Source organism: Elusimicrobiales bacterium (genome assembly GCA_041651175.1).
Classification (GTDB): domain Bacteria; phylum Elusimicrobiota; class Elusimicrobia; order Elusimicrobiales; family Elusimicrobiaceae; genus JAQTYB01.
Window position 1 is genome coordinate 1 of the sequence record JBAZJT010000011.1, and the last position, 21286, is coordinate 21286.

The following is a 21286-nucleotide window of genomic DNA, read 5'->3' on the forward strand; positions in this document are numbered from 1 at the left end:
AAAGCGGATGAAAAGGAACAGGTAAAAGGAGGCGTTATCGGGCAATAAAAAGAGCGAAAAAATCAGGCACAAAAACATTCCCGGCTTTCATTGGCAAAAGCACGGGCTACTGAAGTTTTCAGGTTAATGGGAAAAATGGATTTTGTATTGCTAAAATCAAGTTGACGGGGATAGGTCCAACGGCCCATGTGGGGGCGGCGCGCCATTACTACAATGAACCCAAGTGAGTCTTGGGACTCGCCACGCTAATAAGGAGTGTGACCAAATGAAATATGTTCTGTCCGTGCTGATGGCCGCCGCGTTCGGCGCGCAGCCGGTTTACGCGCTGAGCCTGGCGGATGCGGGATATTCCCCGTTTGCGCTGGGCACTTCGCCGTCTGACATTGAAACGCCGGACGCGCGGCAAAGCGACGCAAAATCGCCGGAGGAAGCGCCCTCGCAAAGACAGGCGCCGCCTTACGGCTACGGCATGCAGCTGAATGCCTCCATAAATCTGGGCGGCAACAATGTCCAAGTGCAGGACTGGCGCAACGGCTTCACTGTCAATGTGGGGCATGTGGGCTACGGCATGTACTCCGTGCAGGCGTTCATTGACGGAGCCGAGGTGCGCTACGGCATCGTCGGCACGCCGGGCGGATCATACCGCGTGCAGAATATGGATATTTACTTCAGCCGGCAGGGCGGCACTGTCTATATGCAGGCGAGCATCCCGCAGGCAGGTTATTCCGGCGCAGCCCAGTTCAATATGGACTGGAACGGCGAGATGTACGGCGCCGACTATGGCCGGGGATACGACCTGCGCTTTACGCGGTACGCCGTAAGCGGCACCATCAACCCCGCGCAGTTTCCGAAAGCGGTACTGGGTTCGCTGGCCGCCTATTACGCCGCAACGTTGATGGATGGAAACTCCAATCAGGGACCGTATCCACCTCCGCCGCCCGGACCGTACCCGCCCCCCGGACCATACCCGCCGCCTCCCCCGCATCACCCGCCGCACCAGCCTCCGCAGTACCCGCCGCCTCCGCCGCATCACCCGCCGCATCACCCGCGCGACATCGGCTCGTCCGACGCCGCTCAGTTCTGATTTCAAATGCGGCAGAAAGCCCCGGCTCCGCAAGGAGCCGGGGCTTTACATTTCCCGTCCGCAAAACCACCGGATATAACGGCAACAGGTTATCCGTAGCGCACGATGTGCCGGGCCAGTTTCTCCTCAAGTTCGGCGGGTTTTATGGGCTTGGTGATATAATCGTTTATCCCGGCGGCAAGGGCGGCGTCGCGGTCTTCTTTCAGCGCGGCGGCGGTAAGCGCGATTATGGGCATGGCAAGGGACAACCGTCCGCGCATGGCGCGCGCCGTCTCCAGCCCTGACATTTCCGGCATCACCATATCCAGTATGACGACATGGTATTTCTTCGCGCGCGCCATCTCCAGCGCCTGCGCCCCGCCTGAGGCCGCGTCCACCTCACAACCGAGGTTTTCAAGCAGTATCCGGGCCAGTTTAAGATTGACCGGGTTATCCTCCACCAGCAAGGCGCGCACCCCTGAGAACGGTTTGGCGGGCTTGTCCGCCGCTATCAGCGCGGCGCCCGATTGCGGCGGCCCGCCCTTCTCGGCGCGCGGCATGACGAAGGTTACGGTGAAAACGCTGCCTTTGCCCGGCTCGGATTTCAGCGAGACGCCGCCGCCCATTCGGGCGGACAGCGTGCGCACTATGCCAAGCCCCAGCCCGGAGCCGCCGAAATTGCGCCACACCGAAGGACCGGCCTGGGTAAAAGGCTCGAACAACTTCGCCTGGGCTTCCGGGGGGATTCCCATGCCGGTGTCGCGCACCGATATTTCCGCGCGGATTTTCCCATCGTCTTGGAGGGAACAGGCTATGGCAAGCACAACCTCGCCCTCATGGGTGAATTTCACCGCATTGGAAAGCAGGTTCAGGAGTATCTGGCGCACGCGCGCGGGGTCGCCGCGCATATCGCATTGGGCGGAGGCGTCCATTTCAAGCCGCAGCGCCAGCCCCTTCGCCAGCGCCTGATGGCGCACAAGGTTAAGCGCGCTTTCCGCCGCCTCGCGCAGGCTGAAATCTATCTCCTCCAGTTCCATCTTGCCCATCTCTATCTTGGCCACGTCTATGATGTCGCCCAGCAGTATGCCCAGCGTTTCCGCGCTCTCCTGCATTATGCCGACATATTCGCGCTGCGTATCGTCCATGCCGGTTTTGGCCAGCAGTTCCGAAAACCCCTTTAGCGCGTTAAGCGGCGTGCGGATTTCATGCGACATTTCGGCCAGGTAGCGGGTTTTCACGCGGTTGGAAATTTCCGCCTGCTCGCGGCGGCGCAGCAGTTCCTCCCTGTCCGCGGAAGAAACGGCGCTTTCACGCACGATGATCACGTGTTCCGGCACGGCGTCGCTGCCGCGTATCGGAAGCACCGAAAGGATGCCGTCTGCAATGCGCCCGCCCTTGACCAGAAACTGCGTCCCGTAGGACTGGGGAACAGCCTCGCCGCGCAGCCGGGCGGCGTATCTGGCGGTTATCATGGGGCGCAGGCCGGGGGGGAAAAACTCCAGGATGTCCATGCCGTTCATCTCTTCAGAAGTGTATCCCAGCATACGCTGCAGCGCCAGGTTGGTATAGCGCACTTTGCCGTTGCTCGCCACGCCCATTCCGTGCGGAGAGCATTCCACCAGCGCGGAGTACCAGCGTATAATAGAACTTTCGTTCTTGTTGCAGAGGCGGTAAATGCCCCTGTAGCCGCCGAGCTTGCAATTGCCGTCGTAAAAAGGAATTCCATTCAGTTCAAATAGCACCGGACGGCCCTGCTTGTTGAGCACGGGCTGGCTTACCTGGTAAAAAGCCTGTCCGTGCTTCATTATGTCTTCCACGAATTTCCTGCGAGCCTGCCTGAGCTCTTCCGGCACCAGCGCGAAAACGCTTGTGCCCACCAGCTCGCCCACCTCGTAGCCCAGTATATTTTTCACGGACGGGCTTATATAGGTGATGATGCCGTTTCTGTCCATCTCGGCGATGACGGTATCCTCGGAACCTTCAACCGGCTCGCGAGAATCAGCCTCCGCATCCGGCTTGATTTTCACCATATAGCCGGAGGACGCCGCGCCCCCCAGCGCAACCGCCGGCGACTCCAAAAAAAACTCAAGAGGCTTGCGGTATGTCACCGCAAACTTCTTGAGTTGTATGACGTCCAGTCTTACCTGACCCGACTCTATTTTCGACAAGTAGGATTGCGTGACACGCAAGAGTCGTGCCGCCTCCCGTTGCAGAAGACCCGCTCCCTTTCTGGCCGCTATCAGCTTGGCGACCAACCGCCTGTGCTGGCCGGAATGTATGGTCTTCATACTACCCCTCTGCACCTGTTGTAGAATTTACAAGAATACATCGCCCAATGCCAAACTGGAATATCGGCCTTTATTCAGCCTATATTATAGTCTGGCTCTTTATTGTACTATCCGCAAGTGGTTTCTACCGAAACCCGTTTTCAGAAAGGAAGTTTTCCGTAATGGAATTTCCTCCCCGGCGGGCGTATTTGAGAAGGATATCGGGCTCGAAGTTCAGCATATCGCCCGGATTGCGGTATTTCAGTGCGGTGGCGGACCATGTGGCGGGTATGACGGCGGTTTCAAATTCGCAGTTGCGGACGGAGGCTATCGTAAGGCTTACCCCGTCCAGCGCGGCGGAGCCTTCCTCAATCAAATCCCCGGACGCTTCCGCCGGGGCGGCAAAACGCATAATACGCGCCGCCGCGCGCGGGACGACGGAAACAAGCCTTACGGCGGTTTTGACATGCCCGGTAACGATATGCCCGCCAAGGCGGGAGCCCAGCTTAAGCGCGCGCTCCAGATTAACCCTGCCGCCGCGCCGCAAAGCGTGAAAAGCCGTTTTGCGGAATGTTTCCGGCGACACATCAAATGCCGCCGTCCCTCCGGCGAACAAAGCCACGGTCAGGCAGACGCCGTTGACCGCTATGCTCTCGCCCAAATCCGGCTTCCAGCCGGGGGGGAGGCGCAGTTCCAGCCGGCCCGTTCCGGCGCGCAGTATTTCGCCTTCCGCTTCAATTATTCCGGTGAACATGACCCTCCGCCACTATATCCCCGCCGCACATGCGGACGGACACATTTTCAAGCCGCAGTCCCAGCAGCCCGCCGGAGACGCGCGCGATTCCGCGCCCGCCCAGCGAGGGCAGCGCTTTCCCGCCGCCGAAAACCGCTGGCGCGCTGATGAAAATAAATTTGTCCACAAGCCCCGCGTCGCTGAAAGCGCCGCACAGGGCGGGACCGGATTCCAGCATGGCATAGGCGATGCCGCGCCGGCCCAGTTCGCGCATAAGCGGCGCAAGCGGGACGCGCCCGCCGGTTTTGAAAGCCAGCACCCCGCAGCCCGCCTTTTCCAGCGCGCGCCGCTTTGCAGCCGGCGCGTCCGAAGAACATGCCACAAGCAGCGGATGCTCACGCGCTGTTTTGACCATATCGCAGGAGACGGGGATTCTAAGTTCCGTATCCGCCACCACGCGAAGCGGCTGGCGCGCGCCCGGCAGTCTTGCATTAAGCATGGGATTGTCAGACAGAACAGTGCCTATGCCGGTTATCACCGCGTCGCTTTCCGCGCGCAGGCGGTGGACGAAACGGCGGGATTCCGCGCCCGTTATCCAGCGGGAATTGCCGAGGCGGTCGGCAACCCTGCCGTCAAGGCTCTGGGCGATTTTGGCCGTCACATAAGGCAGGCCTTCGCGCATCAGCTTGTTAAATCCGGGATTGAGCGCCCCGCACCGCTTTGCCAGCAGCCCCGCGCGGGTTTTGATTCCCGCCGCGCGCAGGACGCGGGCGGCGCGCCCGCAATTGGCGGGGTTAGGATCCCGCGCGCCGAAAACGACCCCGCGTATTCCGGCCTTTATTATCGCCTCGGAACACGGGGGGGTTTTCCCGCATGAGGAGCATGGTTCCAGCGTAACATACAAGGTTGCGCCCCGCGCGGCTGCGCCGGCATCCCGTATCGCGTTTATCTCGGCATGAGGCCCGCCGAAGCGCAAATGCGCCCCTTCCCCGACGATACGCCCGGACCTGGCCACAACCGCCCCCACCATCGGATTGGGATGCGCGCCCATGACTCCCCTGCGCGCTATCTCCAGCGCGCGCAGCATGAAGCGCTCGTCCTCCGGGGAAAAGCTCATTTTTTCAGTTTGCGCCACAGGTCGGCCATCTCTATCGCGGCGGCGGCGGCCTGCGCGCCCTTGTTGCCCTGCTTGCTGCCTGCGCGCTCTATGGCCTGTTCCAGATTGTCCGCCGTAACCACGCCGAAAATGACCGGCACGCCGGAACCCATCGCCGCCTGGGCTATGCCGCGCGCGGCCTCGCCGCAGACAAGCTCGTAATGCGAGGTCGCGCCCCTTATCACCGCCCCCAGGCAGATGACGGCGTCATAGCGTTTGGACATTGCCAGCCGCTGCGCAAGCTGCGGCAACTCAAAGGCGCCGGGGGCCCTGGCTATTTCTATATCCGCCTCGCGCGCGCCATGGCGGGCAAGCGCGTCAAGCGCGCCTTCCAGCAGCTTGCCGGTGATGAAATCGTTGAACCGGGAAACCGCGACGGCGAACTTAAGCCCTTCCCCGTTAAGCATTCCTTCCGTTGTTTTTATGTTCATAGCAGATGTCCCAGCCTCGTTTTCTTGGCGCGGAGGTAGCGGCTGTTTTCCCTGTTGCCGGGAATTACAAGCGGCACCCGCTCCGTTATTTCCAGCCCGTAGCCGGAAAGCCCCGCGATTTTGCGGGGGTTGTTGGTTATAAGCCTGATTTTCCGCGCGCCCAGGTCCGCCAGAATCTGCGCGCCCTCTCCGTAATCGCGCAGATCGGCGGCGAAACCCAGCTTGACGTTTGCTTCCACGGTGTCAAAACCCTCGTCCTGAAGCCCGTAGGCCTTTAGCTTGTTCACCAGCCCTATTCCGCGCCCCTCCTGGCGCATGTAGAGCAGCGCGCCGGAGCCGTTTTCGGCTATCATCCGCATGGCGGCGCGCAACTGCGAGCCGCAGTCGCACCGCAGCGAGCCAAAGACGTCGCCGGTGATGCATTCCGAATGCACCCTTACCAGCGCCTCGCCCTGCGGTTTTCCGCAGACAAGGGCTATATGCTCGCGCCCGTCAACCAGGCTGCGGTACACCGTCATCTCAAAAACGCCGAATTCCGTCGGCAGCCGGGCCGAGGACTGCTTCTGCACCAGCGTCTCCGCCCTGCGGCGGAAGGCTATGATATCGGCTACCGTGCCAAGCTTCAGCCCGTGCCGCGCGCAGAAACGGCGCAGTTGCGGCACGCGGGCCATGGTGCCGTCCTTATTGAGTATCTCGCAAATCACTCCGGCGGGATAGAGGCCGGCGGCGCGGGCCAGGTCCACTGCCGCCTCGGTATGTCCGGCGCGGACAAGAACGCCGCCCTCCCTGGCGCGCAGCGGGAAAACATGCCCGGGACGCGCCAAATCCTCCGGGACGGTTTTGGGATTTACAAGCGCGGCTATGGTGCGCGCCCTGTCGTGGGCGGAAATGCCGGTGGTAACCCCGGCTTTGGCGTCAACGGAGACGGCCCAGTCGGTCTTGTATATGTCGCCCGAGGGGGCGGCCATGCGCTCCAGCCCCAGTTCGTCCAGCCGGCGCGACTGCGCGGCGACGCATATCAGGCCGCGCCCGTGCGCCGCCATGAAATTCACCTCGCGCGGGCCGCAGAACTGCGCGGCAATGACGAGGTCGCCCTCGTTCTCGCGCGATTCGTCGTCGGCGATAACTACGAGTTTCCCGGCCTTGAAATCGGCTATGATGTCTTCTGCGGAAGCAAAAACGGAAGTCTTCTTATAAACGATAACGCCCCCTTCTCTCCGGGGGCGAAAATGGAAGCGCCGGCGCGGCGCGCCGGCAAGCTCTTCTCTCATCTGGACTTTACCATCGGCCCCGGAATTTCACCGGGTCATGCCGTTTTTCGGCTCGCGGGCTGTACCGCCGGTCTGGAATTTCACCATGCCCCGAAGAGCAAGCAATACTATTATACCAAAATCTGATACCATAAGCCCAGCTATGAGAATAACCTTATTATCGCTCTGCTGCGCGTTGCTTTGTTCATGCGCCGGGGTTCCCGACAGGAAAACCGCGGAATCTCTTGACGGCTGGCTGAACCGCCAGAAAACCGTCGCCCTGTCCGGGATGACGGCCAATATCTCCTCCGGCCTGTCCGGAGAAAAGAGATTCGGCATGCAGTTCGTGACAGACGAACGCAAGGATTATGTCAAAGACATGCTGGCCCGCAAAGACCCCCGCTTCCGCGCGGAGGGGGCTGATTTGATACTAAGCGGCATAAAGGCCGCGCCCGGCTCGGTCTGCGCCGCCCCGCCCGGAAAGCCGCCGGAACCGGATTATTTCTTCCACTGGACCCGGGATTCCGCCATCGTGATGGACGTTCTGTCCGCGCTGGACGCGAAAGCCCCGTCCCCGGAAAGGCAGGCCATGCTGGCGGATTTCATACATTTTTCGCGCGGCCTTCAAACGGACTTCCCGGACGGCGGGCTGGGCGAGCCGCGCTTTAACATGGACGGTTCCGCCGACGTGCTGAAATGGTCCCGCCCCCAGCACGACGGCCCCGCGCTGCGCGCGCTGACTCTGATCCGCCATGAATCGCGCCGCGCCCCGCTGCCGGACAAAACCGCCGCCGAACTGCGCGCCGCCGCGCTTGCGGACCTGGATTTTATCGCCTCCGCATGGGACAAACCCGCCTTTGACCTGTGGGAGGAATACAGGGGCGCGGATTATTATGCCGCCGTAGTGCAACTGGCGGCGCTGGAGGCCGGCTCCGCCTGGGCGGCGGCCAAAGGGGAGGGGGAGCGCGCCAAATCATATTCCGCCGCAGCGGGCGCGCTGCGCTCCGCGCTGGAAGGCTACTGGCGAAGCGACGCCGGGTTCTACGCCTTTCATCTCGGAAAACAGATTTACTGGGACGGCACGGAACGGCCAAAGCCCGGCGGCAATCTTGACTTTGCCATTGTGATGGCGGCGCTGCATTCCGGCCTTGAAGACGGGCCCCACTCGCTGCTGGGCGACAGGGTGCTTTCCACGACGGTCAAACTTGAGGACCTGTTCGCAAAAACATATCCGCTCAACCGCGCCCGCGCGCAGGACGAGGGCGCCGCCATGGGCCGCTACGACGGGGACGATTATTACGGCGGCAACCCGTGGGCGTTCGCCACATTCGCCTGGGCTCAGGCGCATTACAGGGCAGCCTCGCTGGCGGCGAAAAAAAGCGAACTGTCCGCCACGCCGCTGAACCTGGAATTTTTCTCCCGCGCGCTGCGCCGCGCGGGCCGGACCGCCATGCCCGCCGCCGGAGACAATCTGCTTGCCCCCGGACTGCGCGCGGACCTGCTGCGCGGACTGGTCCTGCGCGGCGACGATGTTATGAGAACGGCCCGCCGCTGCATTCCGCCCTCCGGCGATATAGCCGAACAGTTTGACAAAACCACCGGCGCGCCCGTATCGGCGCGGAACCTTTCGTGGAGCTTTGCCTCCTTCCTGGCGGCGGAGCAGGCCCGCAGGGAGGCCGCCGGGCTTTACTGATACTTGCGTTTGCCGCGGTTTTTGTTAAAATAGTATCCGCATGATATACCGAGCGGTTCTGTGGACAGGCGCGTTCGCTTTGCTCTGTCTGCTGGCCACTGTTGCGCTGGCGGCATCCGGCAGGAGTCACCACATAACCGCCGCAGCCGCAGTAACGCTGGCTCTGGTTCACGCATCGCTGGCGGCATATAAACAGTTCAGGTTCAGGCGCCCGGCCATTCCGCCGGGAGGAGCAGGCAAATGAAACTCGCTTTCGCTTTCACTGCAACGGCTTTGCTCTCGGCGGTTCCGGCTTTTGCGCACCCGCCTTCCGCGATACATATCTCCATAACCGGCAAGCAGGTCAACGTAACAGTGGACCACAACACGCGGAACAGGCTTAAGCATTACATCGACAAAATCGCGGTAAGCCTTGACGGCAAAACGCTGGTCTCGCAGAATTTCGCCTTGCAGCAGGATGAGAAAACCCAGACCGCGGTATACCTGCTGCCCGAACTCAAAAGCGGCGCGGTGGTGCGGGTATACGCCGAGTGCAACATGAAAGGCAGCCTTGCCGCGGAGCAGAAAGCGCCATAATGGCCAGAATAAGAATACTTATAGCCGCAAACGCCGCGCAGAACGGCCTCGCAAAATCAATCAGCGATGCCGGCTGCGACGTCGCCGCCGCGGCAACCAGCCTCAAAGAAGCGCTGGACGCCTGCGCGCGCGGCGCGGCGGACATGGCATTGGTGGACATAAGATTCGGCGGCGACGCGGCCTCGGCGCAGAAAGCGGCGTCTTTAATAGAGGAAAAAGCGTCCATCCCCGTGGTTTTTTTCGCCCCGGAGGAATGCGCCTGCCCCGCAACCCCCTCAGGCGCGCCCGGCTGCGCGGACAATCCGCTGCGCCCGGGCGAGGCGGCGGGCTTTGTCAAATTCGCGCTTTACCGCAGGGAAACCGAAGCCGCGCTGATGGAAAGCCGGCGCTGGCTCTCGGCAACGCTCAAAAGCATAGCGGACGCCGTTATTGCAGTTGACAGGGGCGGCTGCGTGCGCCTGATGAACAACGTGGCAGAGGCCGTTACCGGCTGCGCCGGCAACAAATGCGCGGGCCGCTTCATAGACGACGTGGTTGAGATCAAGGATGAAAAAACGGGCCGCCGCATTCCCAATCCGGTTTTTTCCGCGATGGAGCGCAACGACATGGTGCGCGCGCCGTTTGACATAATTCTGTCCACCATGGGCGGCAGGAATGTGGCTGTGGGCTGCAAGGCCACCCCCATAGTCAAAGAGAACGGCGAGGTTCACGGCGCGGTGCTTGCCTTCTGGGACGTCAGCGAGGCGCGGCTGGCGCAGCAGGCCCTCGCCCGCAGCGAAACCAAATACCGCCTGCTGGTGGAAAATGCCAGCAGCATCATAATGCGCGTGGACCTCTCCGGCAACATAACTTTTTTCAACGAGTTCGCGCAGAGCTTTTTCGGTTTCGGGGAGAACGAAATCCTGGGGAAAAATTTTATAACAACGTTGTTTCCGCGGGAAAGCGCCCCGTATTCCGAGGCGGCGGCCATGCTGCGCCGCCTGGCCCAGGGCGGTGAAAGCAGCCTCTCCTTCCAGTCCGAAAACCTCAGACGCGGGGGGGAGACGGCCTCCATCGCCTGGACCAGCCGGCTCATCAAGCTGGATAACGGCGGCAGGGAAATACTCTGCGTGGGAGCCGACATAACCAGCCTCAAGCGCGCGGAATACGCCCTGGCCGAAAGCGAGAACAAATACCGCAGCCTTTTTGAGGATTTCCTTGATGCCATATATCTGGCCGACGCCGGCGGCGCGCTGACAGAGGCCAATCACGCATTTCTTGACCTGTTCGGCTACAGCGAGGAACAGTTCCGCGCCGGCGCGCATCTGCGCGACATTTTCATAAGCGACAGCGACCTTTCCGCCTTCCTGGGCGAGGTGGAAACGCGCGGCGCGGTCAGAAACTACGAGATAAAACTCAGAAAGTCCAGCGGCGCTGTTATGGACTGCCTGATAACCTCGTCGCTGAGACCGGGCAGGGGCGCGGGCTTTGAAGGCGTGCTGCGCGACATAACCGAGCAGAAAAAGGCCCAGCGCGAGCTGGAAAAGGCCCGCGCCGAACTTGAACTGCGCGTGCAGGAACGCACCAAAGAACTGGCCACGGCCAATGCCGAGCTTTCCGCGGCGTATTCGGAGCTGCAGGACGCCAATCTCCAGCTTATACAGTCCGAGAAGATGGCGGCGCTGGGGCGCTTTTCCTCCGGCATAGCGCACGAGATAAAAAATCCGCTGGGCATCATTCTGGGCGGCATAGAGTATCTGCAGATAAAAGACCTCGTTTCCATAGACTTCCGGGAGGACGAGTTCACCGGCGCCAAGCTGCCCGCCGTGCTGCTGCTGCGCCTGGCCGCGGACGGGCTGGCGCAATCCTGGCCCGTGGAAAACGAGAAGCAGGCGATATCCGCCCTGAACGAAGTTCTGGATTCCAACTCCTTTTACGAGAAATGGAGCGCGCTGGGCAAGACGGCGCCCAACCGCGAGGCACAGGAACTGGTGCGCCTCACCGCAGAGTCGCGCAAGCAGGAATTTTCCTCGCTGCTGCCGGTGGAGCGCAGCTATGTGAAATTTCTCAACCGCTATCTGCTGGAGCTGGCCTATCCGGCCGACTGCCCGCACTCGCCTTACTCCGAAGTATTCCTGGCGATGATAAAGATAAAGGACGCCACCATGCGCGCCGACACCATAGTGCGCAATCTGCTGCGGTTTGCCCGCCCCTCGGAAATGCAGACGGAGCGCCTCGCCCCCGAATCGCTTATAGACTACGCCATAAACAACATCCCCGCGGAGGAGAAAAACCACGTCTCTTTTTCCGCAGACTATGAACGCGGCCTTGAAGTGGATGTGGACCGCAACCAGATTATACAGGTCATAATAAATGTCCTGGTAAACGCCGCGCAGGCCATCCCGCGCCGCAGCGAGGGCCGGATAAGCGTGCGCACATACAAAACATCGCGTCCCGAGTTGTCCGGGAAAAGACTTTACTGCGCCATGGAGATCAAGGATAACGGCGTCGGTATCAGACAGCAGGACATGCAGCGCATTTTTGAGCCTTTTTTCACAACCAAAATATATAACAGGACTCTGGAGTCGCACCCCGTGGAAACAGGCATAGGACCGGGCTCGCCCGGAATGACAATACGCCGCGTCTGGCGCGACGTGCGCCACGGCCAGACGCAGGGAACGGGACTGGGGCTTTCCGTATCCAAATCCATAGTCAATAACCATAGAGGCGACATGACGCTTTCCAGCGTGGAGGGAGAGGGCACCACGGTAACCGTTCTGCTGCCCCTCGCGCAGCCATGAGCGAAAAATCACTGATACTGGAACTGTTCCTCAGCAAAAAAGCGCTGGAGGAGAAGGATATTCCGCAAATTCTGACCGCGCAGCACAAGGACAACACCACCGTAGAAGAGGCGCTGGTATCCTCCAAATTCGCCACCGAAGCCGACATTGCCCAGTCGTATTGCGACTATTTCAAAGTGCCCTTCATCCCGGACGAGGAATTCGCCAAGTCCGCCGAAAAATCCATAGAGCTGGCGAACCTGCTGCCGGAACGTTTCGCGCGCGCCAACAAGGTCATCGCGCTGGAAAAAGCAGAGGATACGCTGCGCGTGGCCGTGATAAACCCGTCAGAGATTTTCATCGTGCAGGAGATTTACCTCTATACCGGGCTGAAAGTGCAGCTTTCGGTGGCCACCATAACCGCCATAACAAACGCGCTTAACACCCATTACGGCCAGCGCGACGAGGTCAAGGAACTGGCCTCGGACCTGCTGCCCGCCAGCAAAGGCGACGAGGACGACGAGACCGAGGAAGTCCTGGACCTCAACAAGCCCATCCCCGCCACGCGCGAGACGCAGGTTGTGCTGTTTGTAAACAAGATGCTTGAAACCTCGCTGCAGCAGCGCGCCAGCGACATACACGTGGAGCCGTATGCCGAGGAAATCCGCATCCGCTTCCGCATAGACGGCATTTTAAGCGAGGTGCCGCCTCCGCCGAAATCCATGTTCGTGCCGCTTATCTCGCGCATCAAGATATTAAGCAAGCTGGACATAGCCGAAAAGCGCGTGCCACAGGACGGGTCGTTTACCATGCGCTACAACAGCGCGCGGGTGGACGTGCGCGTGTCCACCTGCCCCACGGTGTACGGCGAGAAGATGGTCATGCGTATCCTTAACAAGGACAAACTCCCGCTGGATTTTGAAAAGCTGGGCTTCCAGAAAGCGCAGCTTGACGCTTTCGTCAAAGGCATAAACTGCCCCAACGGGCTGATTTATGTAACCGGCCCCACCGGCTCGGGCAAGTCCACAACGCTTTATACGGCGCTGCAAATGCTCAACTCGCCGGAAAAGAACATAATGACCGTTGAAGACCCCGTGGAATACAAGTTCCACGGCATCAACCAGGTGCAGGTGAAACCGAAGGTGGGGCTGACTTTTTCAGGCGCGCTGCGCTCTTTCCTCCGCCAGGACCCGGACATCATCATGCTTGGCGAAACCCGCGACGCCGAAACCGCCGAAATCTGCCTGCGCGCCGCGCTTACGGGCCACCTGGTCCTCTCAACGCTGCACACCAACGACGCGCTTTCCGCGGTATCCCGCCTTGAGGATATGGGGATAGAGCCGTTCCTGCTCGCCTCCACGTTGCGCGTGGTGGAAGCGCAGCGGCTTGTGCGCAAACTTTGTCCAAACTGCAAGCAGTCCTATCCTCCTCCGCCGGATGTCATAAAAAAATACGGTTTCGCTGAAGGGGATGTCCTCTACACCCATGTCGGCTGCGAGCAGTGCAACGGCCTGGGCTACCGCGGCAGAATCGGCCTTTACGAGGTTATATTCGTAACACCCGCCCTTTCCGACATGATACAACGCAAAGAGCCGCTGCCCGCGCTTGTGGCCCAGGCAAAACGCGAGGGCACGAAATTCCTGTTTGACGTCGGGTTGGACAAGGTGCGCGAAGGCTCCACCAGCCTTGAGGAAGTGGTAACCGCCGCCGCCGTGGGCGAGTAACCCGCGCTCCCGTTCCATATAAAACAGGCCGCCGCCGGCTAGCCGGCGGCGGCCTGTTCCTGCACTTTGTCGGCTACCAGACGTTTCTGCGGAACAGATAATCCAGCTGGCCCGCGTTTTTAAGCCCCAGCGGCACGGCGTCGCTTCCCGGCGCCTTCTCAAGCAGCACCCGCGGCGCGGCTTCCGTGTCCGGCTGCGCATCGCCCTTGACATTAAGCGTTGAGCGTATGTCCAGGAACTTGTCATACAAGACATTGCCGGGACAGTCGGAACTGCCAATCTCGCGGTGGGCGTAAATTTTCTTTACCCCTATCTTGTAAAACTTGGCTATCTGGGTCAGCGCGGTTTCAACGGCCTTCAATTGCGCCTTGGTCGGCGGGCCGTCCATGAAATTGCCCATCACGGACACGCCGGCATTGTTGGCGTTGTTATTAAGCACATGGGCGCCCTGCGCGTTTATGGGCCTGCCCTGATATATGGTTCCCTCGCCGTCTATGACAAAATGATAGGCGATATCCGTCCAGTGGCGCACGTTTTTGTGATAATCCTGCAGGAACCGCATTTCCTTTATGCCGTCCGCCCTGTTCATGGGCTGATGGCCCGCCGTGTGGTGAAGAGTGACTCTGGACGGCGTCTGCCCGGTGTAGCTGCCGTTGGGCGGTTCGGCCTTCCAGGCGGAGCGCGAAACAAAGGAAAGCCCCGGTATAGCCGGCGGCGCGGACAGCCTTGCGGAAGGCGGCGGTTCCGGCAGCGCGCCGCCGTCGTCTTTAAGCTCGCCCTTGTCCTCAAACACCTCAACATCGTAAACCGCAACTTCGCACTTCCCCTTGAGGCCCGCGTTCAACAGCCGTATCTGCACCGGGTTTGCCGACGCGGACGGAAACCTGATTTTGGCCCAGAACCGTCCGCCGTCAAAATGCTTCACCGTCATGGCCTGCCAGTCGCCGTCGCCGCTTCTGGCCTCCGCGGCAAGCCCCGGGTCGCTCATGCGGCCCTCCATCGCCAGAGTATCGTACGGCTCCGCCGCCGGGCGGCTTACGCGGCTGGTAAACACCGCGCCGGATTGCGCGGGATTTATGATTACCGCTCGGAAACCGAAACCCGAATCGCCGAAATTGAGCGATTCGCCTATCTCGCCCGCCATGGAACTACCCGGCAGGGCGAGAAATGCCGCCATCATCAATATGCGTGTTCTCATGGCTCCAGTTTTACCACACGCAGACGCTTTTGTCAAGTGCGCCGCAAATTAGCATAATGTTATGCCATGCTGGAAACGGTCTGCGGGGATTATCATCAACTGGCGGCGGCTTTTGCCGCGCGCGCCGGCGCCCGCCTGAAAAAGGGCCCCGCCGGCATTCTTGTGGCCGCCCCGTCGCGCGCCTGCGCGGACAGGCTGCAGGAAACGCTCGCGCGCGAGCATGGCTGCGCCGGGGGGGTGGCGTTTCACACCTTTATAAGCCTGGCCGTAAACCTCGCGGCGGAAAATCCGCCGCCGCGCGGCGGCCCCTCCGGCAGGCCATACCCGCTGGCAGGGGATTCGGGCTTTCAGGATTTCATCGTCCGCTTTATAACCGAAACTTTTCCCGGCTGCCGGGCGCCTTCGTCGTGCAGGGGGTTTGTCTCGGCGCTGCGCTCCACGCTGCGCGACCTGGCCGACGGGCAGACAGACCCGGCGACCGTGCTTGCCCATGCCGAGGAAGGCGCATTCTCCGGCCTGCAGGAAGAGCGCGTCCGCTGGCTGATGCGCGTGCTGGGATACTACCGCAAATGCGCGGAGCATATTCCCGTCACCAATTACGCCGAGCTTTTCTCCTGCGCCGCCGCAAACGCCGTAGAATCGCCCTGGCTGGGGCAATACTCGCAAATCTGGCTTTACGGCTTTTACGATTTGACCGGGCTGCAACTGGAGCTTTTCTCCGCGCTGGCGGAGCGGGACGCGGTTTTGTTCTATCCTCTTGTAAAAAGCCACCCGGCCTACGAGTTCGCGCAGCGGTTCCACGAGGCGCATTTGGCAGGCAAATCCGCAAAAACCGTTTTTCTGGCGCCGGAATGGAAAAATCTCGCGCTCGGCAGCGCGCTGGAGGGGATGTTCAGGCCCGGCTCCGCTCCGGCAGCGCCTCGGCCCGGGGCTGTCTCCGTCATAAGCGCGTCAGGCGCGTCCGGCGAGATACGCGCCGCCGCCAGGGAAATACTGCGGCTCAGGGAGGAGTGCGGCTTTGAATACCGCGACATCGCCCTTGTCGCCCGCACGTTAGAGCCGTACCGCCGCGAAATCCCGGAGATTTTCGGCGAAAACGCCATTCCTTTTGAAGCGGACCTGCCCCTGCCGCTTCTTTCCCGCCCGCTGGCGCAGGCGTTCCGCTGCCTGCTGTTTCTGCGCCGGGACGGCTATCCCGCCGAATCGGTGGAGCATATTCTGGAATTCTCAGGCGCGGCGCGCGGGCAGTGGCGGCAGGCGGCTAAATTTTCCCGCGGCGGGCTGGCGCAGTGGCGCGCCCTAAAGGAAGCCTCCGCCCTGCCGCCGTATATAGAGCGCCGCGCCCCGCCCTCCGAAGCCGCCGCCGGGCTTGCCGGCTGGATAGAACGGCTGGATAAGACCCTTTCATCGCTGGAGACCGCCGGGGACTGGGCCGCCCACGCGCAAACCGCCGCAAAGCTTATTGACGAATGCTTTGAGCGCGGCTCGCTGCCGCCGCATATGGACGGAGTCCGCGAGACTTTCCTTGCCGCGCTTTCCGGGCTTGAAAGATATGATACTGTCCGCCGGGCCCGTGCGGGCGAATTCCTGGACGAGCTTGAGGCCCGGCTGGACGCCGCCGAAATCCCCGCGGAGAAGGCATTCTCCGGCGGGGTGCGGGTGCTGGATGCAATGGCGGCGCGCGGGACGGCTTTCGGCGCGGTAATACTTGCGGGTCTTAACGAAAAGCTGTTCCCGCGCCTTGTGCGCGAAGACCCGCTTCTGCGCGACGGCGCGCGCAGATTCATGCGCGACCACGAGGGGTTTTCCATCCGCCCCAGACTGGAAGGCTATGACGAGGAAAAGCTGCTTTTTCATTTTGCCGCCTCCTCCGCGCGCAGGCGGCTGGTCTGCATTTACCAACGTTCCGACGAGGACGGGCGCGCCGCCGCGCCGTCCGTCTATCTCGCCGAGCTGCGCCGCTGCTGCGGCGGCGCGGCTGAGGAAAGGATTTTTCCGCGCCGGTTTTCGGAGCAGGCGTCCGGCGGGGACGAAATGCTGCTCTCCGCACGGGAAATGTCGCTTAAAACCGCGCTTGGCGGCGCGCCGTTCGCGCCGGAACTGGAACCCCTTGGCATTGTCCCGCCGGACTGGGAGCGCCGCTCCGGCGCCGCTGACGCGGTATCCGCCTTCTCCTCCGCCGGCAAATACGACGGAATGACCGGCCCGCCGGAGGCTTTCGCCGCGGAGTTTTTCGGCAGGGGAATCTCTCCCTCGGCGGCGCAGACGCTGGCGCAATGCCCGATGAAATTTTTCCTCAAATACGCCCTCTCTCTGGACGAGCCGGACAGCCCCTCCTCCGGCGAGACTCTGGCGGCGAACCTGTCCGGCACAATCTACCACGGCATTCTGCAGCAGACATACCAGAGCCTGCCGGAGGGGGGGGATTTCTCCCTCTCCGCCGCGCGGCGCGGGTTGGAGGCCGCCTGCGGCGAGGTTTTCACCCCGCAGGCAGGCCGCGCGCTGGGACTCTATCCCGTAATCTGGGAAATGACGGAAGAGGCGATGCGCGCCCATCTGGCGCGCGCGGTGGAGGAGGATTTTTCCGCGCTGGGCGGCTGGCAACCGGCATTGTTTGAAAAGGAAATGTCCGCAAAGCTGGACGAACTGGGCGGTGTCAAATGGCGCGGCAGGGCAGACCGCATAGACATGGACCCGCAGCGGCGGGTTTTTCGCGTGGTTGACTACAAACGCAGGGCGCGCAGCTCCACCCTGCTGGCGGAAACCTTGAAGTGCGAAACATTCCAGCCGCCGGCCTATATGCTGATGGCGGCAAAATCCGTATGCGAACTGGCGGGTTTTGCCCCGGAAGGCGCGCTGGTCCTGGGGCTGGAAGCCGGAGAATCCGAAAAAAGGCTGCGCCCGCTTTCACTGGAAGAAATCGCGCCGCACTGGCCCAGGCTGCGGCAAAGCGTTGAATTCATCCTGTCGCTGGCCAGGGACGGGGTTTTCTTTATCCGTCCGTCGGAAGGCGCGGAGCACGGCTGGTGCGCCTGGTGCCAGTTCGGCGCGGTATGCCGCAAAAATCATCCGGCCAGCCGCCGCAGGGCGGAAACCTGCCCGCAATTTGCCGAGCGGGAGCTGCGCTCCAAACTGAAATTTTATGACAAATGAGCTTGCCGACATAAAGCAGCGGCTGGACGCGAAATACACTTTCGGCAGAAACGTCATCGTGGACGCCGGCGCGGGAACCGGCAAGACGCGCCTGCTGACAGAGAGGCTGGCCTTCTGGATTATCGGCATAAAGCACGGCTGGCTGGGCGAAGGCGAGTCCCCTGCGGAACGGCTGGTGGCGCTGACCTTCACCGAAAAAGCCGCCGCGGAGCTGAAGCTGCGCCTTTGCGCCAGGCTGGCAGACGCGGCGTCCGGTTTTTCCGGCGGCGGCTGGCGGGACGACGAATTTCTGGCGGAAGCGGCGGCGCGCTCCGCCTGTTCCCCGGCGGAGATGGGCAAATCCGCCGCGCTGGCGCTGCAGCGGCTGGACAGGGCGCAGATAGGCACCATACACAGCTTCGCCTCGCATGTGCTGCGGCTTTATCCGGTGGAGGCGGGCATAGACCCCGCCAGCGAGATTGACGCCGGCGCGGCCTTTGACGCCGCCTTTGACCGCCTCTGGCGCAACTGGCTGGAGGAGGAGCTTTCCGGCTCCGGCGGGCGGGAGGCTTTGTGGAAAAAAACGCTGCGCGCAACCGGCATGGAAGAGCTGCGCGCGCTTGCCCGCGCGCTCTGCGGCGGCAGACTTGAAAATTACGACCCGAGGCCGCATTTCACTAAACTGGCTGAAATATGCGCGGCAAAAGCCCGGCGGGCAGCGGAATTATCCGCGCTGTATGCTCCGGCGAACAAACCGCGCGCTCTGGAAAAAGCGCTGGATGGGGCGGCGGCCTCGCTGGCAGCAGTTTCGCGCGCGCTGGAAAACGGGGACTTTTCCGCGCCGCATCCCGCGCCGGAGAATAAAAAACCCGCCAAACCCGCCAATTGGCCCGACCAGGATTTTGAGGAGGCCAAAGCGCTGCTTTCCTTCGCGGCAACAGCCACGGTTTCCGGCCAGGCGGCGGTGCTGGACGCGGCTGAACTGATTGCGCCTTTCGCCGCCAAAACCCGCGCCGCCTATGCCGGGCAGGCCATGCTTTCTTTTGACGACCTGCTGCTTAAGTCGCGCAACCTGCTGCGCGACAACCCGTCCGCGCGCGCGGAGCTCAAGGCCAGGTTCAAGACGCTGCTGATAGACGAATTCCAGGACACGGACCCGCTTCAGGGAGAACTGCTGCTCTATCTTGCCGAGGAAGGCAAATCCTCCGCCCCGGACTGGCAAAGCATACGGCTGGAGCCGGGCAAACTTTTTATCGTGGGCGACAGCAAGCAGTCCATATACCGCTTCCGAGGCGCCGACATACGCGCCTACGGCGAGTTTGAAAAGCTCATGGAATCCCAAGGCGCGCTGCGCTGCGCGCTGAGCGTCAATTTCAGAAGCGGGCGGGAGATTGTGGAGGCCGTCAACTCCGCCGTGCCGCCGGTCATGCAGCCAGCCGAGGGGATGCAGCCCGCCTATTCGCCCATAACGCCGTGCCCGCAGGCGCAGTCCGCGCCGGCGCGCCCCCGTGTGGAGATATTTCTGGCCCCGCCTCCCAGGGAAGGCGCCCCCTCCGCCGGCGGCTGGCGGCGGACACAGGCCGAATTCATCGGCGGCTGGATAGAGGAAAACTCCGGCTCGCTGGAGATAGAGCCGGGACGCAAACTCGCGCTAAAAGACGTTGCGCTGCTTTTCCGCTCGGCCACGGGGCTGGACGAATACCTCAACATCTTCAAGCGGCGCGGCATCAGATACGCGGTGGAGGAGGACAGGTTTTTCTACTCCGCCCAGGAAACCGCGGACCTGATGAATCTGCTTAAAGCGGCCAGCGACCCGGCGGACAAAACCGCGCTCTGCGGAGCGCTGCGCTCGCCGCTGGGCGGGCTGGACGACGGCGAGCTTTACGCGCTTTCCCGCGCAAATGGGCTGGATTACACGCGCGACGCGCCCTCCGGCTTTGAGGCCGCAGGCCGGCTCTACGCGATATTGCGGGAGCTTAACTCGCTTGCCGCCTCCGCCCCGCTGGATGATTTTGTCGGGCGGGCGATAGCCGCCGTCCGCGCGCCGGAGATTCTGGGCCGCGCCTATCACGGGGAACAGACGGTTTCAAACATAGCCAAGTTCGCGCGCATAGCGGCGGCGCACAGCCTGGACCAGGGATTGGGGCTGTCCGGTTTCATAAGCCGCGCGGGCCGGTTCATGGAGGACCGCGCGCGCGAGGGCGAAAGCCCGCTGGCAGACGAGTTCACAGACGCCGTCCGCGTCATGACCGTGCACAAGGCCAAAGGGCTGGAGTTTCCGGTAGTTTTCCTGCCTGATATAACCGCGCGCAGGCGCGCAGGCAGCGGCGAGGACGCGCTGTGCGACTGGGCCTGCGGCATGACCGGGCTGCGCGCCGGCAAATCACGCGACTGCGCCATGGCGGTTCTTGAAGAACAGCAACGCGCGCACGAAAACTTTGAGGAAGCGCGCATTTTCTATGTCGCCATGACCCGCGCCAGAAGCAGGCTTATACTGGCCGGCAACCGCGAAAAGCCGCCGGAAATCTCTTTCGGCGGATTTCTGGCGAAGGCGGGCTTTATTCCGCCCTCTCCCGAGGAGGAGGCCGGATTCCGCTGCTCGCCGCTTGCTCCGGTAAAAGACATCCCCGCGCAAGCCATGGCCCCGCAGCCGCGCCGCGCGGCGGAGCAGCCCCCGCGCGCCGCCGAATGGGCCGCCCGCTGGCGGCGCAGGCTTGAGGCCCGCGACGCCGAGGCGGGCAGGAGAACATTCGCCACCCCCACCGGCGCGGAGCGCGACGCTGAAACCGGGCATATCCGCCAGGAGATTTCCGAATTTGCGGGACCGGACAGGCTGCTAATCGGCAAGCTCTGCCACCGCGTGCTGGAATTGCACGATTTTTCGCGCGCCATAACGCGGGACGAGACGGAGCGCGCGCTGAACTATTTCGCCTTCCAGCACCATGTGCCGGATTATAAAGCCGCCGCAGACGAGGCTTTCGGCATCCTCTCACGTTTTGCCGCAAGCGGCATTTACGGCGAAATAGCCGCCGGCGAGATACTGGGGCGGGAACTGCCGTTTGCGCTTGAGCAGGAGGATGGCTCCCTCATGCGGGGCGTGATTGATATGGCCTTCCGGCGGGAGGGGAAACTGGTTCTGTTTGATTACAAGACCGAGGCCGCCCCCGCCGGCGGAGAGGCCGCCGCGGCGGAAAAGTACCGCGCGCAGGCTCGTGCCTACCGCAAAGCCGCGGGCCTGATATTCGGAGAGGACGCGCTGGCGGAAATCATATTCCTGCGCTCGCTTTCCCGCGCGGTAATATAA

General features: G+C 62.0%; 14 protein-coding genes and 1 riboswitch. Of the genes, 8 read left to right on the forward strand and 6 right to left on the reverse strand.

The annotated features are described in order from the left end of the window. Nucleotides 1-265 precede the first annotated feature (265 nt). Nucleotides 266-1084, forward strand: a complete 819-nt coding sequence (locus WC421_07260) for a hypothetical protein (GenBank protein MFA5162029.1) — start codon at nucleotides 266-268, stop codon at nucleotides 1082-1084. Nucleotides 1085-1173: 89 nt separating this feature from the next. On the opposite strand, the gene WC421_07265 is transcribed toward WC421_07260, so the two are convergent. From WC421_07265 to WC421_07285, 5 genes are all read right to left on the reverse strand, one after another. Next, nucleotides 1174-3351: a PAS domain S-box protein gene (locus WC421_07265; GenBank protein MFA5162030.1), complete on the reverse strand. Its 2178-nt coding sequence runs from the start codon at nucleotides 3349-3351 to the stop codon at nucleotides 1174-1176. Nucleotides 3352-3475: 124 nt separating this feature from the next. Beyond that, the gene (locus WC421_07270) at nucleotides 3476-4084 is read right to left on the reverse strand and encodes a riboflavin synthase (protein MFA5162031.1); all 609 of its coding nucleotides are present in this window, start codon (nucleotides 4082-4084) and stop codon (nucleotides 3476-3478) included. Next, entirely contained in the window at nucleotides 4065-5180 is a 1116-nt protein-coding gene (gene ribD / locus WC421_07275; GenBank protein MFA5162032.1) for a bifunctional diaminohydroxyphosphoribosylaminopyrimidine deaminase/5-amino-6-(5-phosphoribosylamino)uracil reductase RibD, read from the reverse strand. Before ribD ends, WC421_07270 begins: the two co-directional genes overlap by 20 nt. Further along, nucleotides 5177-5650, reverse strand: coding sequence for a 6,7-dimethyl-8-ribityllumazine synthase (ribH, locus tag WC421_07280; protein ID MFA5162033.1), 474 nt, complete (start codon nucleotides 5648-5650; stop codon nucleotides 5177-5179). The genes ribD and ribH overlap by 4 nt, the downstream gene beginning before the upstream one ends. Next, entirely contained in the window at nucleotides 5647-6921 is a 1275-nt protein-coding gene (locus WC421_07285) for a bifunctional 3,4-dihydroxy-2-butanone-4-phosphate synthase/GTP cyclohydrolase II (protein ID MFA5162034.1), read from the reverse strand. Before WC421_07285 ends, ribH begins: the two co-directional genes overlap by 4 nt. Continuing rightward, nucleotides 6906-7023, reverse strand: a riboswitch (FMN riboswitch). Its footprint overlaps the gene before it by 16 nt. A 40-nt stretch (nucleotides 7024-7063) precedes the next feature. On the opposite strand from WC421_07285, the gene WC421_07290 reads away from it, so the two are divergent. From WC421_07290 to WC421_07310, 5 genes are read left to right on the forward strand one after another with little or no spacing between them, the layout of a single operon-like run. Continuing rightward, nucleotides 7064-8593: a glycoside hydrolase family 15 protein gene (locus WC421_07290; GenBank protein MFA5162035.1), complete on the forward strand. Its 1530-nt coding sequence runs from the start codon at nucleotides 7064-7066 to the stop codon at nucleotides 8591-8593. A 40-nt stretch (nucleotides 8594-8633) separates the two neighbouring features. Next, the gene (locus WC421_07295; protein ID MFA5162036.1) at nucleotides 8634-8837 is read left to right on the forward strand and encodes a hypothetical protein; all 204 of its coding nucleotides are present in this window, start codon (nucleotides 8634-8636) and stop codon (nucleotides 8835-8837) included. Further along, a complete protein-coding gene (locus tag WC421_07300) occupies nucleotides 8834-9169 on the forward strand; it encodes a hypothetical protein (GenBank protein MFA5162037.1) in 336 nt (111 codons plus the stop codon). Before WC421_07295 ends, WC421_07300 begins: the two co-directional genes overlap by 4 nt. Beyond that, nucleotides 9169-11949 carry a PAS domain S-box protein gene (locus WC421_07305; protein ID MFA5162038.1) on the forward strand — a complete coding sequence of 927 codons (2781 nt, stop codon included), beginning with the start codon at nucleotides 9169-9171 and terminating at the stop codon, nucleotides 11947-11949. The genes WC421_07300 and WC421_07305 overlap by 1 nt, the downstream gene beginning before the upstream one ends. Next, nucleotides 11946-13652, forward strand: coding sequence for a GspE/PulE family protein (locus WC421_07310; protein MFA5162039.1), 1707 nt, complete (start codon nucleotides 11946-11948; stop codon nucleotides 13650-13652). The genes WC421_07305 and WC421_07310 overlap by 4 nt, the downstream gene beginning before the upstream one ends. Before the next feature lie 73 nt (nucleotides 13653-13725). Here WC421_07310 and WC421_07315 read toward each other — a convergent pair whose 3' ends face one another. After that, nucleotides 13726-14850: a peptidoglycan recognition family protein gene (locus tag WC421_07315; protein MFA5162040.1), complete on the reverse strand. Its 1125-nt coding sequence runs from the start codon at nucleotides 14848-14850 to the stop codon at nucleotides 13726-13728. A 66-nt stretch (nucleotides 14851-14916) separates the two neighbouring features. Here WC421_07315 and WC421_07320 point away from each other — a divergent pair, with 66 nt between their 5' ends. Continuing rightward, nucleotides 14917-18003, forward strand: coding sequence for a PD-(D/E)XK nuclease family protein (locus tag WC421_07320; GenBank protein MFA5162041.1), 3087 nt, complete (start codon nucleotides 14917-14919; stop codon nucleotides 18001-18003). Further along, nucleotides 17993-21286: a UvrD-helicase domain-containing protein gene (locus WC421_07325; GenBank protein MFA5162042.1), complete on the forward strand. Its 3294-nt coding sequence runs from the start codon at nucleotides 17993-17995 to the stop codon at nucleotides 21284-21286. The genes WC421_07320 and WC421_07325 overlap by 11 nt, the downstream gene beginning before the upstream one ends.

What these genes read in the sequence shown, in the direction of transcription:
- WC421_07260 (MFA5162029.1), top strand. Translation starts at nt 266, where the DNA reads ATGAAATATGTTCTGTCCGTGCTGATGGCCGCCGCGTTCGGCGCGCAG.
- WC421_07265 (MFA5162030.1), bottom strand. Translation starts at nt 3,351, where the DNA reads ATGAAGACCATACATTCCGGCCAGCACAGGCGGTTGGTCGCCAAGCTG.
- WC421_07270 (MFA5162031.1), bottom strand. Translation starts at nt 4,084, where the DNA reads ATGTTCACCGGAATAATTGAAGCGGAAGGCGAAATACTGCGCGCCGGA.
- ribD (MFA5162032.1), bottom strand. Translation starts at nt 5,180, where the DNA reads ATGAGCTTTTCCCCGGAGGACGAGCGCTTCATGCTGCGCGCGCTGGAG.
- ribH (MFA5162033.1), bottom strand. Translation starts at nt 5,650, where the DNA reads ATGAACATAAAAACAACGGAAGGAATGCTTAACGGGGAAGGGCTTAAG.
- WC421_07285 (MFA5162034.1), bottom strand. Translation starts at nt 6,921, where the DNA reads ATGAGAGAAGAGCTTGCCGGCGCGCCGCGCCGGCGCTTCCATTTTCGC.
- WC421_07290 (MFA5162035.1), top strand. Translation starts at nt 7,064, where the DNA reads ATGAGAATAACCTTATTATCGCTCTGCTGCGCGTTGCTTTGTTCATGC.
- WC421_07295 (MFA5162036.1), top strand. Translation starts at nt 8,634, where the DNA reads ATGATATACCGAGCGGTTCTGTGGACAGGCGCGTTCGCTTTGCTCTGT.
- WC421_07300 (MFA5162037.1), top strand. Translation starts at nt 8,834, where the DNA reads ATGAAACTCGCTTTCGCTTTCACTGCAACGGCTTTGCTCTCGGCGGTT.
- WC421_07305 (MFA5162038.1), top strand. Translation starts at nt 9,169, where the DNA reads ATGGCCAGAATAAGAATACTTATAGCCGCAAACGCCGCGCAGAACGGC.
- WC421_07310 (MFA5162039.1), top strand. Translation starts at nt 11,946, where the DNA reads ATGAGCGAAAAATCACTGATACTGGAACTGTTCCTCAGCAAAAAAGCG.
- WC421_07315 (MFA5162040.1), bottom strand. Translation starts at nt 14,850, where the DNA reads ATGAGAACACGCATATTGATGATGGCGGCATTTCTCGCCCTGCCGGGT.
- WC421_07320 (MFA5162041.1), top strand. Translation starts at nt 14,917, where the DNA reads ATGCTGGAAACGGTCTGCGGGGATTATCATCAACTGGCGGCGGCTTTT.
- WC421_07325 (MFA5162042.1), top strand. Translation starts at nt 17,993, where the DNA reads ATGACAAATGAGCTTGCCGACATAAAGCAGCGGCTGGACGCGAAATAC.